The sequence below is a fragment of the Polaromonas sp. CG_23.6 genome, from assembly GCF_029892315.1.
GTDB lineage: Bacteria > Pseudomonadota > Gammaproteobacteria > Burkholderiales > Burkholderiaceae_C > Polaromonas.
In genome coordinates this window covers 1,977,221-1,993,905 of record NZ_JARXUY010000001.1, presented here as the reverse complement: position 1 = coordinate 1,993,905, position 16,685 = coordinate 1,977,221, and the positions used below count along the sequence as shown (strand labels likewise).

At 60.7% G+C, this 16,685-nt stretch carries 18 protein-coding genes; 14 read left to right on the top strand and 4 right to left on the bottom strand.

What is annotated here, in order from left to right:
- Positions 1 to 9 precede the first annotated feature (9 nt).
- From bfr to H4V98_RS09370, 13 genes are all read left to right on the top strand, one after another.
- Entirely contained in the window at positions 10 to 486 is a 477-nt protein-coding gene (bfr, locus tag H4V98_RS09430) for a bacterioferritin (protein WP_196862739.1), read from the top strand.
- 394 nt (positions 487 to 880) lie between these two features.
- Entirely contained in the window at positions 881 to 3,043 is a 2,163-nt protein-coding gene (locus H4V98_RS09425; RefSeq protein ID WP_280757468.1) for a TonB-dependent siderophore receptor, read from the top strand.
- Between the two features lie 86 nt (positions 3,044 to 3,129).
- A complete protein-coding gene (locus H4V98_RS09420; protein WP_196862741.1) occupies positions 3,130 to 3,843 on the top strand; it encodes a Fe2+-dependent dioxygenase in 714 nt (237 codons plus the stop codon).
- Positions 3,844 to 3,982: 139 nt separating this feature from the next.
- On the top strand, positions 3,983 to 5,185 hold the full coding sequence (locus H4V98_RS09415) for an imelysin family protein (protein ID WP_196862742.1): 1,203 nt from the start codon (positions 3,983 to 3,985) through the stop codon (positions 5,183 to 5,185).
- 11 nt (positions 5,186 to 5,196) lie between these two features.
- On the top strand, positions 5,197 to 6,627 hold the full coding sequence (locus H4V98_RS09410; protein ID WP_196862743.1) for a di-heme oxidoredictase family protein: 1,431 nt from the start codon (positions 5,197 to 5,199) through the stop codon (positions 6,625 to 6,627).
- Positions 6,624 to 7,706: an imelysin family protein gene (locus tag H4V98_RS09405; protein WP_196862744.1), complete on the top strand. Its 1,083-nt coding sequence runs from the start codon at positions 6,624 to 6,626 to the stop codon at positions 7,704 to 7,706. Before H4V98_RS09410 ends, H4V98_RS09405 begins: the two co-directional genes overlap by 4 nt.
- A 3-nt stretch (positions 7,707 to 7,709) precedes the next feature.
- Positions 7,710 to 8,195, top strand: coding sequence for a DUF1513 domain-containing protein (locus H4V98_RS09400; RefSeq protein WP_255532137.1), 486 nt, complete (start codon positions 7,710 to 7,712; stop codon positions 8,193 to 8,195).
- A complete protein-coding gene (locus H4V98_RS09395) occupies positions 8,080 to 8,847 on the top strand; it encodes a DUF1513 domain-containing protein (protein WP_255532138.1) in 768 nt (255 codons plus the stop codon). Before H4V98_RS09400 ends, H4V98_RS09395 begins: the two co-directional genes overlap by 116 nt.
- Positions 8,848 to 9,027: 180 nt before the next feature.
- Positions 9,028 to 9,261 carry a (2Fe-2S)-binding protein gene (locus H4V98_RS09390; RefSeq protein ID WP_196862745.1) on the top strand — a complete coding sequence of 78 codons (234 nt, stop codon included), beginning with the start codon at positions 9,028 to 9,030 and terminating at the stop codon, positions 9,259 to 9,261.
- A 133-nt stretch (positions 9,262 to 9,394) separates the two neighbouring features.
- Complete coding sequence (locus tag H4V98_RS09385; protein ID WP_196862746.1) at positions 9,395 to 10,147, top strand: energy transducer TonB; 753 nt, start codon at positions 9,395 to 9,397, stop codon at positions 10,145 to 10,147.
- 25 nt (positions 10,148 to 10,172) lie between these two features.
- Entirely contained in the window at positions 10,173 to 10,901 is a 729-nt protein-coding gene (locus H4V98_RS09380; protein WP_196862747.1) for a MotA/TolQ/ExbB proton channel family protein, read from the top strand.
- Positions 10,902 to 10,903: 2 nt separating this feature from the next.
- Positions 10,904 to 11,314, top strand: a complete 411-nt coding sequence (locus tag H4V98_RS09375; RefSeq protein WP_196862748.1) for a biopolymer transporter ExbD — start codon at positions 10,904 to 10,906, stop codon at positions 11,312 to 11,314.
- A 60-nt stretch (positions 11,315 to 11,374) separates the two neighbouring features.
- Complete coding sequence (locus H4V98_RS09370; RefSeq protein ID WP_196862919.1) at positions 11,375 to 11,539, top strand: hemin uptake protein HemP; 165 nt, start codon at positions 11,375 to 11,377, stop codon at positions 11,537 to 11,539.
- Positions 11,540 to 11,772: 233 nt separating this feature from the next.
- Here the strand turns inward: H4V98_RS09370 and H4V98_RS09365 are convergent, their stop codons facing one another.
- On the bottom strand, positions 11,773 to 12,180 hold the full coding sequence (locus tag H4V98_RS09365; RefSeq protein ID WP_196862749.1) for a heme-binding protein: 408 nt from the start codon (positions 12,178 to 12,180) through the stop codon (positions 11,773 to 11,775).
- Positions 12,181 to 12,384: 204 nt separating this feature from the next.
- Here H4V98_RS09365 and H4V98_RS09360 point away from each other — a divergent pair, with 204 nt between their 5' ends.
- Positions 12,385 to 13,077: a Bax inhibitor-1 family protein gene (locus H4V98_RS09360; RefSeq protein ID WP_196862750.1), complete on the top strand. Its 693-nt coding sequence runs from the start codon at positions 12,385 to 12,387 to the stop codon at positions 13,075 to 13,077.
- A 62-nt stretch (positions 13,078 to 13,139) separates the two neighbouring features.
- On the opposite strand, the gene rlmD is transcribed toward H4V98_RS09360, so the two are convergent.
- From rlmD to H4V98_RS09345, 3 genes are all read right to left on the bottom strand, one after another.
- Positions 13,140 to 14,615, bottom strand: a complete 1,476-nt coding sequence (rlmD, locus tag H4V98_RS09355) for a 23S rRNA (uracil(1939)-C(5))-methyltransferase RlmD (protein ID WP_196862751.1) — start codon at positions 14,613 to 14,615, stop codon at positions 13,140 to 13,142.
- A 285-nt stretch (positions 14,616 to 14,900) separates the two neighbouring features.
- Positions 14,901 to 15,770 carry a peptidoglycan DD-metalloendopeptidase family protein gene (locus H4V98_RS09350; RefSeq protein WP_196862752.1) on the bottom strand — a complete coding sequence of 290 codons (870 nt, stop codon included), beginning with the start codon at positions 15,768 to 15,770 and terminating at the stop codon, positions 14,901 to 14,903.
- A gap of 59 nt (positions 15,771 to 15,829) precedes the next feature.
- Positions 15,830 to 16,684 carry a protein-L-isoaspartate(D-aspartate) O-methyltransferase gene (locus H4V98_RS09345; RefSeq protein ID WP_231374646.1) on the bottom strand — a complete coding sequence of 285 codons (855 nt, stop codon included), beginning with the start codon at positions 16,682 to 16,684 and terminating at the stop codon, positions 15,830 to 15,832.
- Between the last annotated feature and the right edge of the window lies 1 nt (position 16,685).

Here is a 16,685-nt window from a genome sequence, read left to right as displayed (position 1 = left end):
AGGATTGCCATGAAAGGCGACGCACAAGTCATTGCATACCTGCAGGCCCAGCTCAAAAACGAGCTGACTGCTATCAACCAGTATTTCCTGCATTACCGCATGTACAAGCACTGGGGCCTGGACAAGCTGGCCAAGAAGGAATACGACGAATCCATCGGCGAGATGAAGCATGCCGACCGGCTGATGGACCGGCTGTTCATGCTTGACGCCCTGCCCAATTTGCAGGACCTGGGCAAGCTGATGATTGGTGAGGATGTGCTGGAAGTGCTCAATTGCGACCTGAAGCTGGAATCGGCCGCGCAAATCACGGTGAAAGAAGGCATGGCCCACTGTGAAGCGGTGCGCGATTATGTTTCGCGCGATCTGTTGCAGGACATCCTGAACGACACCGAAGAGCACATCGATTTCCTGGAAACCCAGATCGACCTGGCCGGCAAGGTCGGCATCCAGAACTACATGCAAAGCCAGATGGGCGAACTCAGCTAAGGGCTGACGCAACACCCCGGCACCTGAGCGGTGCCGGAACACAGGCAATACACAACGGGGCTTTTAAGCCCCGTTGTTGTTTTCAAACACAAGCGCCTGTAAAGAGGAAAGATTTGACTGACGGTATCGCGAATAATTCTCATTTATCAATACAATCGTGAACGCATTTCAGCAGCCAGCCAACTCACGTCCTGCAGGACAGCTTCGAGCCAGCCAAGCCAATATTTAAATCTGATCCGTTGCCCCCAAGGCCGGATACCGCTTGGAGCTCTCTCTTTTGGCAAACCTTTCCGCCCGCCCTGCGCGCCACCGCCTGTCCAGCTGTGACAGTTTGAAAAAATTTTCTCCGGTCACAAAAACCACATCTGCCGGCTTGTCATCCGAATGCGTTTTGATGCCCTTGGGTGCGCTGATGCTTGCTGCCTCGGTGTCCGGCTGGGCACAAAGTACGACACCTTCGCCTGAATCAGGCATTGCCACAACCACGCAGGTCGAAGGCAAATCCCTGACCCCTGTCACGGTTACCGGTACTCGCGACCGCGCTGCGCAAACCTACCAAAGCGGGGTCACCAGCGTCGGCAAGATGCCAGTGGCGGCCAAGGACATTCCGCAGTCGCTGACCGTGATAAATGACAAGCTGATCCATGACCAAGGCAAGGACAGCTTTAAAAGCGCACTGGAAAATGTCATCGGCATCACGTTTGAAGCCGGCGAAGGCGGCCGTGTTGGTGACAACATCCGGCTGCGCGGCTTCAGCGCGGCGGGCGACATCTACCTTGATGGCATGCGTGACATTGCGCAGTACAACCGCGATTTGTTCAACATCGACCGGGTGGAAGTGTTGCGCGGTTCGGCGTCCATGCTGTTTGGCCGGGGCTCCACCGGTGGCATCGTGAGCCAGGTCAGCAAGCAGCCGCGCCTGATCACCGAGCAAGAGGTCAACGCGACGATTGGCACCAACGGCTACCAGCGCTATCAAGGCGATTTCAATTTCAAGCTTGATGACGAGGCCGCCCTGCGCATCAATGCCATGGCGACCGACGGCGACGGACGCGGCGACAATGCCGGCGCCTCCACCCATCGACGCGGCCTGGCGCTTGACTACCGCTTCGGCATTGGCACCGCCAACGAATTCGCTGTCAGCTATTACCACCTGCATTACAACGACAAGCCCGACTGGGGTTTCCAGTGGCTGGAAGGCAAGCCGGCGCCCTCGCCCACCAACAAATACTGGTATGGCCTGGACAGCGACTTCCAGAAAGACAAGGCTGATGTGTTGACCCTGTCGCATACCCACCGCTGGAGCGACGGCAGCACCTTGAAAACCACCGCGCGCGACGGCTACTATTCACGCGCCATGTGGGCCACGCAGTCCAGCTTTGCCGCCGGCACGACCGGCCTGAACGTTAACCCGAACACGGTGGTGAACCGGCGCACGAATGCCAAGTCGGGCGAAGAACATCACACCTTTTTACAGACCGACTATCTGACCACGACCAACTGGTTTGGCCGCAAGAACAGCTTGCTGGCCGGCGCAGAATATGCGCTGGAAAAGGCCAAACGATCGACCTATCCTTCATTGATCCGCAACAAACTCGCGACAACGGCTGGCAATCCGGACAGTGCGGGCATCAGCGGCGACCTGACCGAGCGGCTGGCCACGCAATTCCAGGCGCGCACGCTGGGCCTGTATTTGCAGGACACGATTGACATTGCGCCTTACTGGAAACTGGTCGGCGGCTTGCGCATTGACAACTTCAAGGGCGACTACGAACGCACGGGCAATACCGCACCCAACAACACGCCGCTGTCGCGCTCGGACACGCTGCTGAGCAAACGCCTGGGCGTGATGTTCCAGCCAAACGAAGAAGTGAGCTATTACGCCTCGTATGGCACATCGTTCAACACATCGGGCGACCTTTACCAGTTTGACCCGACCTCGGCCAATACCGATCCAGAAAGCAGCCGCAACATGGAAATCGGCGCCAAGTGGGAACTGTATGGCGGTGACCTGTCGTTCCGCACCGCACTGGCACGCACCGAAAAATTCAACGAACGCAACACCGACATCGACACGGCCAACAATTCCTACCTGCTTTCAGGCAAGCGCCATACCGATGCGCTGGAGTTCGAGATTGCCGGTCGTATCACGCCGCAGTGGGATGTTTTTGCGGGCCTTGGTTTCATGAAAGCGGTGATTGACCAATCGGGCTCGAATGCCGCCGGTCAGGCTGAAGTCGGGAAAAACCCGGGCCTGAGCCCGAGCCGTCAAGCGACCTTGTTCACCACCTACCGAATTGGCGACAAGTGGCGCGTGGGAGGCGGCTTCACGGCGGTCAGCCAGAACAAGCCAGCCAACAGCGTCACTTCACTGAACCGCGCACCAGGTTATGTCAAGGCCGATGCGCTGCTGGAGTACCGTATCAATGAAGGCAACAGCGTGAAGTTCAACATCGACAACCTGTTTGACAAGGTGTACTACAACACGCTGTACCGGGGCTTTGCCGCGCCGGGCGATGAGCGCAGTGTGCGCCTGACGCTGACCAGCCGGTTTTAACCTGCAGCGCCTGCCATCAGGCGCCCCCCAGAACCTCGGACATTTCGGATTCACGCCGCAATGTCCGATTCCATTTGGAATTACACATGCTGCTTCGCATTCCACAAGTCCTTGCGCCTGACGAACTCGCACAAGTCCGCCACCTCATCCTCGGTGCAGACTGGTCTGATGGCCGCATCACCGCCGGCAGCCAGTCCAGTTCCGTCAAGAACAACCTTCAACTTTCAGAAGAGCTGCCGGCCGCCCAGCAGGCTCGCCACCTTGTTTCCATGGCACTGGCCCGCAACCCGATGTTCGTGACCGGCGCGCTCCCCAAATCAGTCTACCCGCCGCTGTTTAACCGCTACGGCGGTGGCAATGCCACCAACCACTTTGGCAAACACATCGACAACGCCGTGCGCACCCATGCGGCCACAGCGCGCCATGTGCGCACCGATATTTCCTGCACGCTATTTCTGAGCGACCCGGCCAGCTACGACGGCGGTGACCTGGTGGTGGAGGACACCTATGGCGAGCAGCGCATCAAGTTTGAAGCGGGCGACCTGGTGATGTACCCGGGCACATCGGTGCATCGGGTGGAGCCCGTCACGCGAGGCGAGCGGCTGGCCTCCTTTTTCTGGATAGAGAGCATGGTTCGCGCCGATTCGCAGCGCAGGCTGCTGTACGAAATGGACATGGCAATCACTTCACTCCGGCGCAAAGACATGGCGCAATCCGCGCCCGGCAGCGCCGAAAGCAGCGAGGTCGTCAAGCTGACCGGCTGCTATCACAACCTGTTGCGCATGTGGGCCGATGTTTGATGGCAATGCGTGACGCTTGGACGACTGCCTGCGTCGCTGCGCGCCAAGTTGAACATCCAAGTCCGGCCCTAGTATTAGAATAAAAATAATTCTCATTCGCAATTATTTTTTAATCCATCGTATTTATAGAGGACACCAGATGAAGCAACTCGTGATCGCAGCCAGCCTGATGGCGCTGCTTGGCACCTCGCAGGCCGTCCTGGCCCAGACGGCCAGCGCACCTGCAGCCGTCAACGCGTCGGTGGGCGCGGCGTCGTTCAATACCGTCGCCTCGAACTATGCAGTCCTGGTCAATGCCAGCTACGCCGACACCCTGGCGGCAACGAAAACCATGCAGCAGTCGATTGCCGCTTTCGTCAAATCACCCTCTGCCGACACCCTGGCGGCGGCGCGCAAGACCTGGCTGGCGGCGCGCGAGTTCTACGGCCAGACCGAAGCCTTTCGCTTTTATGGCGGTCCCATTGACGACGCCAACGGCCCCGAAGGCCGAATCAACGCCTGGCCCATGGACGAATCCTATGTTGATGGCACAAAAGGCAAGCCCGACAGTGGCCTGATCAGCAATCGCAAATTCGTCATCAGCAAAAAGAACTTGTCGGCGCAAAACGAGCGCGGCGGCGAAGAAAACATTGCCACCGGCTGGCACGCCATCGAATTTTTGTTGTGGGGCCAGGATGTCTCGGACACCGGACCGGGCGACCGCAGCTTTGAGGATTTCGTCGATGGCAAGGCGCCCAATGCCGACCGCCGCCGCCAATACCTGACGGTGGTCACGGACCTGTTGACCGACGATCTGGGCGGTGTGGCCAAGGGCTGGGCGCCTGGCGTTAAAAACAACTACCGCGCCAAGTTTGAAAAAGTCGGCCAGGAATCGGTTCGCAAGATGCTGCTGGGCTTGGGCTCGCTCTCGCGCGGCGAGTTGGCCGGTGAACGTCTGGAAGTGGCGATCAACAGCCAGGACCAGGAAGACGAGCATTCCTGCTTTTCCGACAACACCCACCGCGACGTGGTGAACAACGCCCTGGGCATCCAGAACGTCTGGATGGGGGAATACAAGCGCGCCGACGGCAGCCTGCTCAAGGGCGCCTCCTTGCGCGAGCTGGTCGCTGCCAAGGACCCGGCGCTGGCCGGGCAGACGACCCAGCGGATCAACGCATCGGTCCTGGCGGCACAAGCCATCCAGGCGCCGTTTGACCGTGAAATCATTGGTGCCAAGGAGGCACCGGGCCGCCTGCGCATCCAGAACACCATCGACAGCCTGACGCAGCAAAGCAAGGACCTGGCCGCATCAGCCAAGGCCTTGGGCATCACCCGGCTTGCAATCAGTGCGCCCGCAAAATAACACCGAGCACCATGACTGGAAAACGTTTTGCCGCGGCGCTGCTGTGCAGCAGCGTCGGGCTTGCAATTGCCTTGGGGAGCAGCGCAGCCAAACCGCTGGACGATGAAAGAACCGGCGGCGACACCACGGTTTATGCCACCGGGCGCAATGCCTTTTCGTTTCCGGCGGCCAACCTGGATGACGAGGAGCGCACGCGCTTTGTCATTGGCAACTCGTTTTTCAAGCGCAACTGGGTCGAAGCGCCTGCGTCCACGACGGCGCGCGACGGACTCGGGCCACACTTCATCGCACGGTCTTGCGGTGGCTGCCATGTGACAGACGGCCGGGGCGAGCCGCCGCAAATCTTCAACCAGCTGGTCAAGGCAGACCCGGCGGTGGGACTGCTGATGCGCCTGTCGGTGCCCGGAAAAGCTGACCCTCGGGTTGGCGTGGTGCCTGAGCCGGTGTACGGCGACCAGTTCAACAATGCGGCGGTGCATGGCGTCAAGCCCGAAGGCAGCGTCGTGATTCGCCACACGCCGGTCACCGGCCATTTTGCCGATGGCACCCGCTACACCTTGCAAAAGCCAGCCTACAGTTTCGACCACCTGAATTACGGCCCCATGCAGCCGGGCGTGATGATCGGGCCGCGCATCGCGCCTCAGATCATTGGCGTCGGCCTGCTCGAAGCGATTGCAGAATCGGAAATTCTGGGCAATGCAGCCCGACAAGCTGCGGCGCCCGGCCCGATCAAGGGCCAGGTCAATCGCGTATGGGACGAGTTTGCCCAACGGGAAATGCTGGGCCGTTTTGGCTGGAAGGCCAATGTGGCCACAATTGCGCACCAGACCGCTGCTGCGTTCCGGGGCGATGTCGGCATCACATCGTCACACGCGCCCGACGAAAGCTGCACCCCGACTCAAACCGACTGCCTTCAGGCACCACGCGGTGCGCAGGGCGAAGGCCCGGAAATCGATGACAAGACGCTGGGCGACGTGGTGTTCTACCAGGCCACGCTGGCTCCGCCGGCGCGGCGCAACGCGCAAGACCTCCAAACCGTGCGCGGCCAGCAACTGTTTACCCAGGCCCAGTGCGTCGCTTGCCACCGGCCGAGTTACGTCACTGCGGCCGGACCTTTTGCGCAGTTGACCAGCAAAGCGCTGAACGGCCAGCGCATCTGGCCGTATACCGACTTGCTGCTGCACGACATGGGCGACGGTCTGGCCGATGGCCGCCCCGACTTCCATGCCAGCGGCCGCCAGTGGAAAACGCCACCCCTGTGGGGCATTGGCCTGATCAAGGATGTCAACAGCCACAACCGGCTGCTGCATGACGGGCGCGCGCGCGGCACGCTTGAAGCGATCCTGTGGCACGGCGGCGAGGCTGAGGAGAGCAAGCAGCAGGTGCTGAAGTTCAACAAATCCCAGCGTGAAGCGCTGATTAAATTCGTGGAATCCTTATGAAATTGTTAATTCAGCCTGTCCTGGCGCTGACGCTTGGCTTAGGCCTGTTCGCCAGCGGATCGGCCATGGCGCAGACCAACTGGTCGCAAGTGGCGGTTCCGGCCTACAGCCCCACCCACGTCCTGCAAGGCCTGCACCAGTACTGGACGCTGCCCCGGTCTGACGACTTTGCACGAGAAGCACAGGCTTTGCCGGTGGCGGTCATGGCGCTGTGCGAAGCCGCATCGCCCGCCTCACAGGCACAGGCAGTGGCACGCGGGCAATGGCAGGCCACCACCCATGCCTGGGAGCGGCTTTCGGCAGTGGCTGTCGGGCCACTGATCACACGCCGCTCTCAGCGGCAAATCGACTTCTCGCCGACGCGCCCGGCGCTTATTGAACGGGCGATCAAGTCCGCACCGGTCGGGCCGCAAGCCATGGAACTGGTCGGAACGCCCGGCAAGGGTTTGCCAGCACTCGAATGGCTGCTCTGGACACGTCCGGTCGCGCCCGGCTCTGCCGCCTGCCGTTATGCCGTGGAAGTGGCACATGACATCGAGCGTGAAGCGCTGGCCTTGCAGCAGGACTTCAAGACTTTGGCGGCAACCGACTGGCAAAATGCCGAGCTCGCAACAGTGGCGGCCGGCATGAGTGAACTGGTCAACCAGTGGGCAGGCGGCGTGGAACGCTTGCGCTGGGCGCAAATGGAAAAACCGCTGCGCGCGGCTGGCGACAAGGAAGCGCCCGAGTGGCCCCGCGCGTCCAGCGGCCAGACAGTGCAAAGCTGGACGGCACAATGGGAGTCGTTGCAAGCGCTGGGCGTGTTGCAGGGCAAGGAAGCGCCTGCGCTGGGGCGGGGTCTGGTGCCGCTGGAAACCTACCTGCGCGGCATGGGCCTCAACCCGGTGGCCAACGCATTGCTGGCCGCAACGCAGCACTCAAACCAACGCATTCAAAAATTGGCTGGCAGCCGTGCACCCGGCCATCCGCAGGTGCTGGACGCCTCCCGTTCGCTGGCCGCGCTCAAGCGGGTAACAGAGGGCCAGGTGGCGCCTGCACTGGACATTGGCATGGGCTTTTCGGATGCGGACGGAGATTAGGCCATGACCGCCCGGCGTGACATGCTGCGCATGCTGGGCAGTCTGGGATTGGCGCCATGGCTGACCGGCGCCGCCACGCACGGCGCCAGTTCGCAACCTTCCGCCCGGCTTGTTGCCGCCTGGCAAAGCGCTGACGTTTTCCGGATTGGCGTGCTGGCAGCGCAAACGCAGGGCGTAATGCGCGCCGCACAATCGATTGACGTGCCGACCCGGGCGCACGGTCTGCTGGCTCTGGCGGACGACAATGTGCTGGTGGTGGCCCGGCGGCCCGGCGACTGGCTGCTGCGCTGGTCGCCCGGTGGCAGCAAGCCGGAGCAATGGCAGTGGATCGAATCGAGCCGGGCCTTCAATGGGCATGTGATTGCCAGCCCTGATGGCAAACGGCTTTTCCACCACCGAGACCAACCTGGAAACTGGCGCCGGCCTGGTGGGCGTCAGGGATGCACGTTCCTTGCACAAGCTGGACGAGTGGCCGACTTTCGGCATTGATGCGCACGAGTTGCTGTGGGACACGAGCGAGCCGGGTCGCGCAACGCTGATGGTGGCCAACGGCGGCGTTCTGACGCAGCCCGAAACAGGACGCGCGAAACTTGACCTTGACCAGATGGACTCCTCTCTGGTCAGGCTCGATGCCGCCAGCGGCGCACTGCTTGGCCAATGGCGCTTGGCGGACCAGCGTTTGAGCCTGCGGCATCTGGCCTGGCAAAGCGCACCGGCTGGGAAAAATCCGCTGTTGGGCATCGCGCTTCAGGCCGAGCACGACAACGCCGCGCAAAAAAATCGGGCGCCAGTGCTGGCCCTGTTTGACGGCACCATGCTCAAACCGGTGCAAACCACCACCAGCCTTGCGGGCTATGGCGGCGCCATTTGTGCCATGCAAGACGGCTGGGCAGTGGGCTGTCCGCGGGCGAATGGCGTTGCCCTGTTTGGCAACGACGGTTCGTGGCGCGAATTGGTCGCCCTGCCCCATGCCTGCGCCGTTGCCACGGTGGAGGATGGCTGCTGGGCGGGCGGCCAGGATGAGGCCTTGTGGACCATCGGCGAAACCAAGGCGGCAAACATAACCCTCACGCTGAGCCCAGACACGGTCCGATTGGACAATCACTGGACATTGATGCCGAAGTCTTCACGCAAGGCATAGCTTGACGCTGGGCTGCAGGCCTGCTCAAGCAAGAATTTGTTCCAGGTTGAGCAGACTGTCAATTCAACCCGGATACAAAAAAGCAGCCAACAAAATTCAAGGCTATTGCAAATAAGATCGATTCGCATTTATACTAAACCTCATTCCTTGTTCATCAGCCTGCCAACTCATTTATCCATCATGATTATTTGTGTCTGCCGTCGAATCTCTGACCGTGAAATTGCCCGTCATGCACGTGCCGGCATGGGCTTTGACGACATCCAGTTCGAGCTCGGCGTGGCCACCCAGTGCGGCCGGTGCGAAGGCAGCGCCCGCGATGTGGTGGCGCAGTGCAGTGGTACCTGCCCAAGCGCCAATATTTCGCAGGCTGCAGACATTGCGCAAACTCTGTCATGGAACATCCAGCCAAATTGATCTCAATCCTGCCTGTCAGCCTGATCCTGGTGATTGGCTTTGCATGGTGGATTTTTCGCCGCTAGACCTGTCCACGGCTTGTTGAACACTGGTGGTCCAGTGAAGCATGGCTTCCCCTGAAAACCAATTTTTAATGAACGCTACTTTCTCAGGTTCTCCCTACGATCCCCCCAAGCCACCGACGCGCCTGAGCCGCACTGCCGTGATTGCTGTGGCCGTGGTGGTGTTGCATGTGGGGCTGATCTGGGCGCTGCAAAGCGGGTTGCTGCTGCGCACGGCCGAATTGATCGTGCCGGTCGAGGTGCTGGCGCAACTGATCGAGTTGCCCCAGCCCCAGCCTGAACCCGCGCCACCTGCGCCACCCGCACCCCCTGCGCCGCCTGCTGCGCCAGCGCGACCCGTCAAGCCAGCGCCGGTACAGAAAAAATCCGTTCCCAAGCCAGTGGCTCGGCCACAAGCACAGCCGCTGGCCATGGCCGACCCGACTCCGTCGCCCGACGCGCCCACTGGCAGCTTCATACCCGCCCCTGCAGTCACCCCAGCACCCATGGAAGCGGCTGCAGCACAAGCCGCGCCTGCCACTGCCGCGCCCGGGCCGCCCAGCGTCCAGTTGCCTTCCAGCAACGCCGATTACCTGCAAAACCCGAAACCGCCTTACCCTGCGCTCAGCAAGCGCCTGGGCGAGCAAGGCAAGGTCATTGTTCGCGTGCTGATTGGTACCGACGGCACACCTCGAAAAGCTGAACTTCGCCAGTCCAGCGGTTTTGATCGCCTTGACCAAACGGCACTCAATACCGCCCTCAAATGGCGCTATGTCCCTGGCAAACGCGGTGGCGTGGCAGAGGAAATGTGGTTCAACGTGCCCATCAATTTTGTTCTTGAATAATTAATTCCCTGGAGTAGCTAAGTCAATGGAAACCCAATTCGGCCTTGCCAATGTCTGGTCACAAGGCGATATCGTCACCAAAAGCGTCGCAGTGCTGCTGCTGCTCATGTCGCTGGCCTCGTGGATCGTCATCATCACCAAGGCGCTGGACGTGCGCCGGCTCTCTGCCCAGGCCAAGGCGACTGAAAGCTTTTGGCACAGCGCCGACTTTGCCGATGGCCTGTCCAAGTTCGGCGCTGACCCGGCCAATCCTTTTCGCTTGCTGGCCCTGGAAGGACGCGAGGCCACGGCCCACGTGTTGCACAAGGATGGCAATGCCAAGCCCCAGTTGCATGACGCACTGGACCTGAGCGAGTGGGTTTCCCGCAGCCTGCGCAATTCCATTGACGACATCACCACCCGGATGCAGTCCGGTCTGGCCGTGCTGGCATCGGTCGGATCCACCGCGCCGTTCGTCGGCCTGTTTGGCACGGTCTGGGGTATATATCACGCGCTGCTGGCGATTGGCCTGAACGGCCAGGCGAGCATTGACAAGGTGGCCGGCCCGGTCGGCGAATCCCTGATCATGACGGCGCTGGGACTGGCCGTGGCGATTCCTGCCGTGCTGGGCTACAACGCCCTGGTGCGCGGCAACAAATCGGTCAGCGGCAAGCTGAACCGCTTTGCCCATGACCTGCATGCCTACTTCGTCACCGGCGCCCGGGTCAGCAATCCTGGCGCCGCCAACGTCCTGGCCATGAAAAAAGGGAGCTAACCATGGCCTTTGGAACCCAGGACGACACCGACGAGGTGATGAACGAGATCAACATGACGCCGCTCGTCGACGTCATGCTGGTGCTGCTCATCATCTTCATCATCACCGTACCCGTTATGCAGCATTCGGTCAACATCGACCTTCCACGCGCCAGCAACGAGCAGGAGATTGTCAAGCCGGAAACGGTCAGGCTCAGCGTGGATGCCGATGGCAGCTATTACATCAATGACAACAAAATCGCCGACGACTCGCTGGCGCCCCGGTTAAAGGCTGCAGCAGCGCAGAATCCGCAACCTGACCTGCATATCCGCGGCGACAAGGCGGTACGCTACGAGCGCGTGGCGCAGGCCATGGCGGCAGCGCAACAAGCTGGATTGCGCAAGATCGGCTTCATTACCGAACCGAAGAATTGAGGAGTCTGCATGTACAAAACGCCATTCCACCCCGCCAGCAAAGACCAGCACCCGGGCGCCATGACAGCAGGCAAGGCGTCAAGCCCTCAGGCAGCCGGTTCGCCTTCGGTCTGCGTGGACAGCACCGAGCTGTTGCGTGGGCAAAAAACGGTCGAGATCAGCCACAACGGCTCGACCTACCGCCTGCAGGCCACGCGCCTGGGCAAGCTGATCCTGACCAAATAGAAGAGGACAGCACTTCCCTGCATTTTCATTTCAACCAGTTTCATCGTGGGACGATCCGGGCTAACTGCCCCAAGGTCGTTTTTGCCAGCCACGGACCTTGAACAGGTCGAATAGCCAGGCTTTTTTTACCGCAAAGAGACAATGATTTCATCACGGACACAAAAAAAGCCGACGGTCATTGCGTCGGCTTTTTTCCGTCAGGCGTGTAGCCTGACCGGCAGTGATCTGCGCTTTTACAGACCGATGGCAGCAATTCCGGCGCGTGCAATCTGGGCATCCTCGTTCGACTTCACGCCGCTGACGCCTACGGCGCCCAGGCAGTGGCCGTCCTTGATGATGGGTACGCCGCCTTCGAGCAGACCAGCCAGATGGGGTGCTGACAGGAAGGACATGCGGCCACCATTGACCATGTCTTCATAGACCTTGCTTTCGCGGCGACCCATCGCGGCGGTGTTGGCCTTGGACGGTGCGATGTGCGCCGAAATGGGTGCGGCACCATCAAGGCGATTCAAATGCAGCAAGTGACCGCCGTCATCGACAATCGCGATGGTCACGGCCCAGTTGTTCTTCAGCGCCTCGGCTTCGGCAGCGGCGGCAATGGCCTTGATGTCGGCATGATCTAACAGCGATTTGGATTTCATGGGAGGGTACTTTCCGTAGTTTTTGTAAAAGGTGTCGAGCATACGCATATTTGGGGAACCCCGACAGTGCCATTGACTCGAATACAGTCAAAAGAGCCCTTACAAATAGTAGGAGCTGCACGGGTCCAATGGTTGGGAAAAATCGGCTTGGCCCATAAAATGGATGCATCGCCCGCACACGCGGGTTTTAAAGGAGTGGAAATTATGACTGACAACGTACGGACCTACGGCTACGGCGGAGTCGAGCAGTCGGCCGAGCAGCGCAACAGGGTACTGCGCAACACCTACTGGCTGCTGGCGCTGAGCCTGCTGCCCACAGTGGCAGGCGCCTGGCTGGGCGTGGCCACAGGCATCACGCAGGCATTGACCGGCGGACTGGGTCTGATTGTCTTCCTGGGCGGGGCTTTCGGCTTCATGTACGCCATCGAAAAGACCAAGAATTCGTCCGCTGGTGTTCCTGTGCTGCTGGGCTTTACCTTCTTCATGGGGCTGATGCTGTCACGCATGATTGGCGCGATATTAGGTTTCAGCAACGGCTCGCAGCTGATCATGACGGCCATGGGTGGCACGGCCGGTGTGTTCTTCGTGATGGCAACGCTGGCCAGCGTCATCAAACGCGACATTTCCGGCATGGGCAAGTGGCTGTTCGTCGGCGCACTGGTGGTCATGGTAGGCGCCGTGGTCAATGTGTTTGTCGGCTCAACCGCCGGCATGATGGCCATTTCAGTGGCCGTGATCGGCATTTTCAGCGCCTACATGCTGTATGACCTGAAGCAGATCCTGGACGGCGGCGAAACCAATTACATCAGCGCCACGCTGCGGCTTTATCTGGACATTTTCAACGTGTTCCAGGCGCTGCTGGCCCTGCTGGGCATCATGGGCGGCGAACGCGACTGAGCTTTTTGATACGGATACAAAAAAGGGCCTTTTTAGGCCCTTTTTTCATGTCTGCGGCTGTTTCAAGGTTCCATGCGTTCAAACACCGCCATCGACTCGACATGCGCCGTGTGCGGAAACATGTTGACCACACCCGCCGCCGTGCAGCGGTAGGCACCGCTTTCGACCAGAACGCCGGCATCGCGCGCCAGCGTGGCCGGGTTGCAGCTGACATATACGATACGCTTGGGCAACGTCCAGCCGTCCAGCGCCAGACTTTGCTGATGCACGCCGTCATCGCACGGCACGCCGGTCACGATCTGCTGGTGCAACGCGGCCAGCGACTTGAACAACTCGAACGCGCCTTCGCGCGGCGGATCGACCAGCCATTTTTCGGCAGCGCCGTCCCGCACCAGCATGGCCGGCGTCATCTCGAACAAATTACGCGCTACAAATTTGGTAGCTGCCAGCGCGGGCCGCACCAGCGAAGCTGGCCTGTTTCGCTCATAATTTTCACGCGAGCGGGCAACCAGCACTTCGCTGCCTTCAATGCCGAGCACCTCGCGCGCCTTGGTCGCCAGCGGCAGCGTGAAATTGCCCAGGCCGCAAAACCAGTCAATCACCCGTTCGCTCGGCTGCACGTCCAGCAGGCGTAGCGCGCGCGACACCAGCACCTGGTTGATGTGCGGATTGACCTGCGTGAAATCGGTCGGCTTGAATGGCATGGTGATGCCGAACTCGGGCAGGCCGTAGTTGAGTTCAAGGCTCACCTCGTCAAGCAGCTTCACCGTGTCCAGCCCGCCTGGCTGCAGCCACCACTGCAGTCCCGGGTTCGCGCCGGCAAAGGCGCGCAGCCGCGCCAGGTCGCCGTTGCTCAGCGGCTCCATGTGGCGAAGCACCATCGCCGTCACATCGTCGCCGCAGGCCAGTTCGATCTGCGGAATGGTTTCGCGTGCATCCATGCTGCTGATCAGCCCGCGCAACGGCAGCAGCATGTCGCTCACATGCTGCGGCAGCACATGGCATTCGCGCATGTCGGCCACGTAGGCGCTCTTGCGCTCATGAAAACCGACCAGCGCGGTCCCTTTTTTGCGCACGTAGCGCACCGACAGGCGCGCACGGTAGCGGTAACGCCAGGCGGGGCCCTCAATCGGCCGGAGCAGGTTGTCGGCTTTCAGCTTGCCGATGAAACGCAGGTTGTCTTCAAGCACGCGTTGTTTGACGGCGACCTGCGCACCGATGTGCAGGTGCTGCATCTTGCAGCCGCCACAGGCGCCGGTGTGCATGCCAAAGTGCGGACAGGCCGGACGCACGCGCTGGGACGATTCGTGGTGCACCACCAGCAGCGTGGCTTTTTCAAAGCTGCTTTTCTTGCGGTATACATTGGCGGTCACTACCTCGAAAGGCAGTGCGCCTTCGATGAACACCACCTTGCCGTCGGCGCGGTGGGCGATGCCCTGCGCTTCAATGTCGAGCGATTCGACGGTCAGCAGGTCAATCGGATATTCCCTGGGCTCGGAAGGCAGTTGAATGAGAGGGTCTTGCGTCTTTTCGGTCATCCTGCATTGTCTCAGGCTGCAGCATCCCTTTATTGGACATCGCGGCAACTGCAGACGGATGGCGGTCTGGCCGATCCGTTCGGTCACAGATTCGATTTACTGGCGTTCAAGGGCTACAGCTGCGAGGAACTGGTGCACATCTGAGGCAGACTGCGGCGCATCGCCGTCCACCATTTACTCATATTTTTATAGCAAATAATGCAGGCGCATCAAGCGCAAGAAGGATATTTAACCAAAAAAAGGAACCAGGCCAAGGCTTGATTCCTTTTTTCAGACTTCAGCGGCTTAGCGCGCTGGCAGGTATTTGGCGGGATCGACCGGCTTGCCCTGGCGGCGGATTTCAAAATGCAGCTTGACCTTGTCAGCGTCGCTGTTGCCCATTTCGGCAATTTTCTGACCGCGCTTGACGGTCTGGTCTTCCTTGACCAAAAGCAGCTTGTTGTGCGCGTAGGCTGTCAAAAAGGTGTTGTTGTGCTTGAGGATGATCAGGTTGCCATAGCCGCGCAGACCAGAGCCCGAATACACCACGCGGCCATCGGCTGACGCCACCACCGGATCGCCAGACTTGCCTGAAATGTCCAGCCCCTTGTTCTTGGCTTCGTCAAATCCACCCACCAGCGTTCCTTGCGCTGGCCAGAGCCAGTCAATGTCCTCGTCACTTCCCGTGGGCGCGGCAGAGCCCGGTCGCACAGCCGTGGCGGTCGTGGGCGGTGTGATGGCCACGCTTCCCGGCAAAACCGGCCGGGTCACAACTGCAGCGCTTTCGCTGACCGGCGGTACCACCCGCAGCACCTGACCAACTTCGATCAGGTTCGGGTTTTCAAGGCTGTTCCAGCGGGCCACATCACGCCAGTTCTGGCCATTTTCCAGGCCGATGCGGATCATGGTGTCGCCCGGCTTGACCACGTAGTAGCCCGGTTTCCCGGCGTTCTCGGCACCGGGCATGGGTTTGACCGCGTCGGCCGGCCGCATCATGCCGGTTCCACGGTCCTCGACCGGTGCGCTGTTCAGCGTGCGGGATCCGCAACCGACCACCAGCAGCAAGGCGGCGACGGCCGCACAGGGAAGCGCCAGGCGCGAAGTCCAGCCGGTGCGCTTGGGGGGTTCAGAAGCAGGAAAAGATTCCATGCGATACGACCAGGTGCTGTTGCTCATTGATTCCTTCATCTTTAACCATTGCCTGATTGGCACCGGGCATGACATGTCAGCCCAGCTCATCCGACTCCTGATTTTAAAGGGACAAAGTGCACCGCCTCCAGTAAAGTCTGGCGAATTCCCTGCGATGTCCTGTCGATCACCACCAATGCCTGTGCGCCGCTGGCATCCTGCAGGGGCGCGACCAGGCGCCCGCCGATGGCAAGTTGCTCGGTCCACGCCGTCGGGATCGCCTCGCCGCCCGCCGCGGCAATGATGGCGGCGTAAGGCGCGCCCTTGGCAAAGCCGTTCATGCCGTCGCCAAACAGCAGATGCACATTGGCCAGGCGCAGGGTTCGCAGGTTCTCCCGGGCTTTTTCGTGCAGGCCGCGCAGGCGCTCCATGCTGTAGACCTCGGTCGCCAGGTGGCTGAGCACAGCCGCCTGGTAGCCACAGCCGGTGCCAATTTCCAGTACCCGGCCGAGCCTGCCACTGGCATCATGAACGCCCTGCTGCAGCAATTCGAGCATGCGCGCCACCACGTTGGGCTTGGAAATGGTCTGGCCCAAGCCGATCGGCAGGCTGGTGTCCTCGTAGGCCAGGTTGGCCAGCGCGGTATCGACAAAGTGATGCCGGTGCACGGCGCCCATGGCGGCCAGCACCTGCACATCAACCACACCCTGCTCGGCCAGGCGGCGAACCATGCGTGCGCGCACCGCCGAGTCGAGCCCCAATCCGCTCGAAGCCCCCGGCTGAAACGCCCTTCTCAGTTCATTAAGGCCTGAAGCGCCCGTAGCACGGGCAGCTATTGCTACTTTTTTTGCGGCAAACGGATTATCCCTGTCGGGATGAAGTTGCACCGGAAACGCAGGGCGGACGCCAGCAGAAGACAGTTTTCCCGTGGAATCAAGGGGCGGCTTCAGCGGTGACTTCATG

What these genes read in the sequence shown, in the direction of transcription:
- H4V98_RS09395 (WP_255532138.1), top strand. Translation starts at nt 8,080, where the DNA reads ATGGCAAACGGCTTTTCCACCACCGAGACCAACCTGGAAACTGGCGCC.
- H4V98_RS09360 (WP_196862750.1), top strand. Translation starts at nt 12,385, where the DNA reads ATGACTGACAACGTACGGACCTACGGCTACGGCGGAGTCGAGCAGTCG.
- H4V98_RS09405 (WP_196862744.1), top strand. Translation starts at nt 6,624, where the DNA reads ATGAAATTGTTAATTCAGCCTGTCCTGGCGCTGACGCTTGGCTTAGGC.
- H4V98_RS09410 (WP_196862743.1), top strand. Translation starts at nt 5,197, where the DNA reads ATGACTGGAAAACGTTTTGCCGCGGCGCTGCTGTGCAGCAGCGTCGGG.
- H4V98_RS09375 (WP_196862748.1), top strand. Translation starts at nt 10,904, where the DNA reads ATGGCCTTTGGAACCCAGGACGACACCGACGAGGTGATGAACGAGATC.
- H4V98_RS09420 (WP_196862741.1), top strand. Translation starts at nt 3,130, where the DNA reads ATGCTGCTTCGCATTCCACAAGTCCTTGCGCCTGACGAACTCGCACAA.
- H4V98_RS09400 (WP_255532137.1), top strand. Translation starts at nt 7,710, where the DNA reads ATGACCGCCCGGCGTGACATGCTGCGCATGCTGGGCAGTCTGGGATTG.
- H4V98_RS09345 (WP_231374646.1), bottom strand. Translation starts at nt 16,684, where the DNA reads ATGAAGTCACCGCTGAAGCCGCCCCTTGATTCCACGGGAAAACTGTCT.
- rlmD (WP_196862751.1), bottom strand. Translation starts at nt 14,615, where the DNA reads ATGACCGAAAAGACGCAAGACCCTCTCATTCAACTGCCTTCCGAGCCC.
- H4V98_RS09390 (WP_196862745.1), top strand. Translation starts at nt 9,028, where the DNA reads ATGATTATTTGTGTCTGCCGTCGAATCTCTGACCGTGAAATTGCCCGT.
- H4V98_RS09425 (WP_280757468.1), top strand. Translation starts at nt 881, where the DNA reads ATGCCCTTGGGTGCGCTGATGCTTGCTGCCTCGGTGTCCGGCTGGGCA.
- H4V98_RS09370 (WP_196862919.1), top strand. Translation starts at nt 11,375, where the DNA reads ATGACAGCAGGCAAGGCGTCAAGCCCTCAGGCAGCCGGTTCGCCTTCG.
- H4V98_RS09380 (WP_196862747.1), top strand. Translation starts at nt 10,173, where the DNA reads ATGGAAACCCAATTCGGCCTTGCCAATGTCTGGTCACAAGGCGATATC.
- H4V98_RS09415 (WP_196862742.1), top strand. Translation starts at nt 3,983, where the DNA reads ATGAAGCAACTCGTGATCGCAGCCAGCCTGATGGCGCTGCTTGGCACC.
- bfr (WP_196862739.1), top strand. Translation starts at nt 10, where the DNA reads ATGAAAGGCGACGCACAAGTCATTGCATACCTGCAGGCCCAGCTCAAA.
- H4V98_RS09385 (WP_196862746.1), top strand. Translation starts at nt 9,395, where the DNA reads ATGAACGCTACTTTCTCAGGTTCTCCCTACGATCCCCCCAAGCCACCG.
- H4V98_RS09350 (WP_196862752.1), bottom strand. Translation starts at nt 15,770, where the DNA reads ATGAGCAACAGCACCTGGTCGTATCGCATGGAATCTTTTCCTGCTTCT.
- H4V98_RS09365 (WP_196862749.1), bottom strand. Translation starts at nt 12,180, where the DNA reads ATGAAATCCAAATCGCTGTTAGATCATGCCGACATCAAGGCCATTGCC.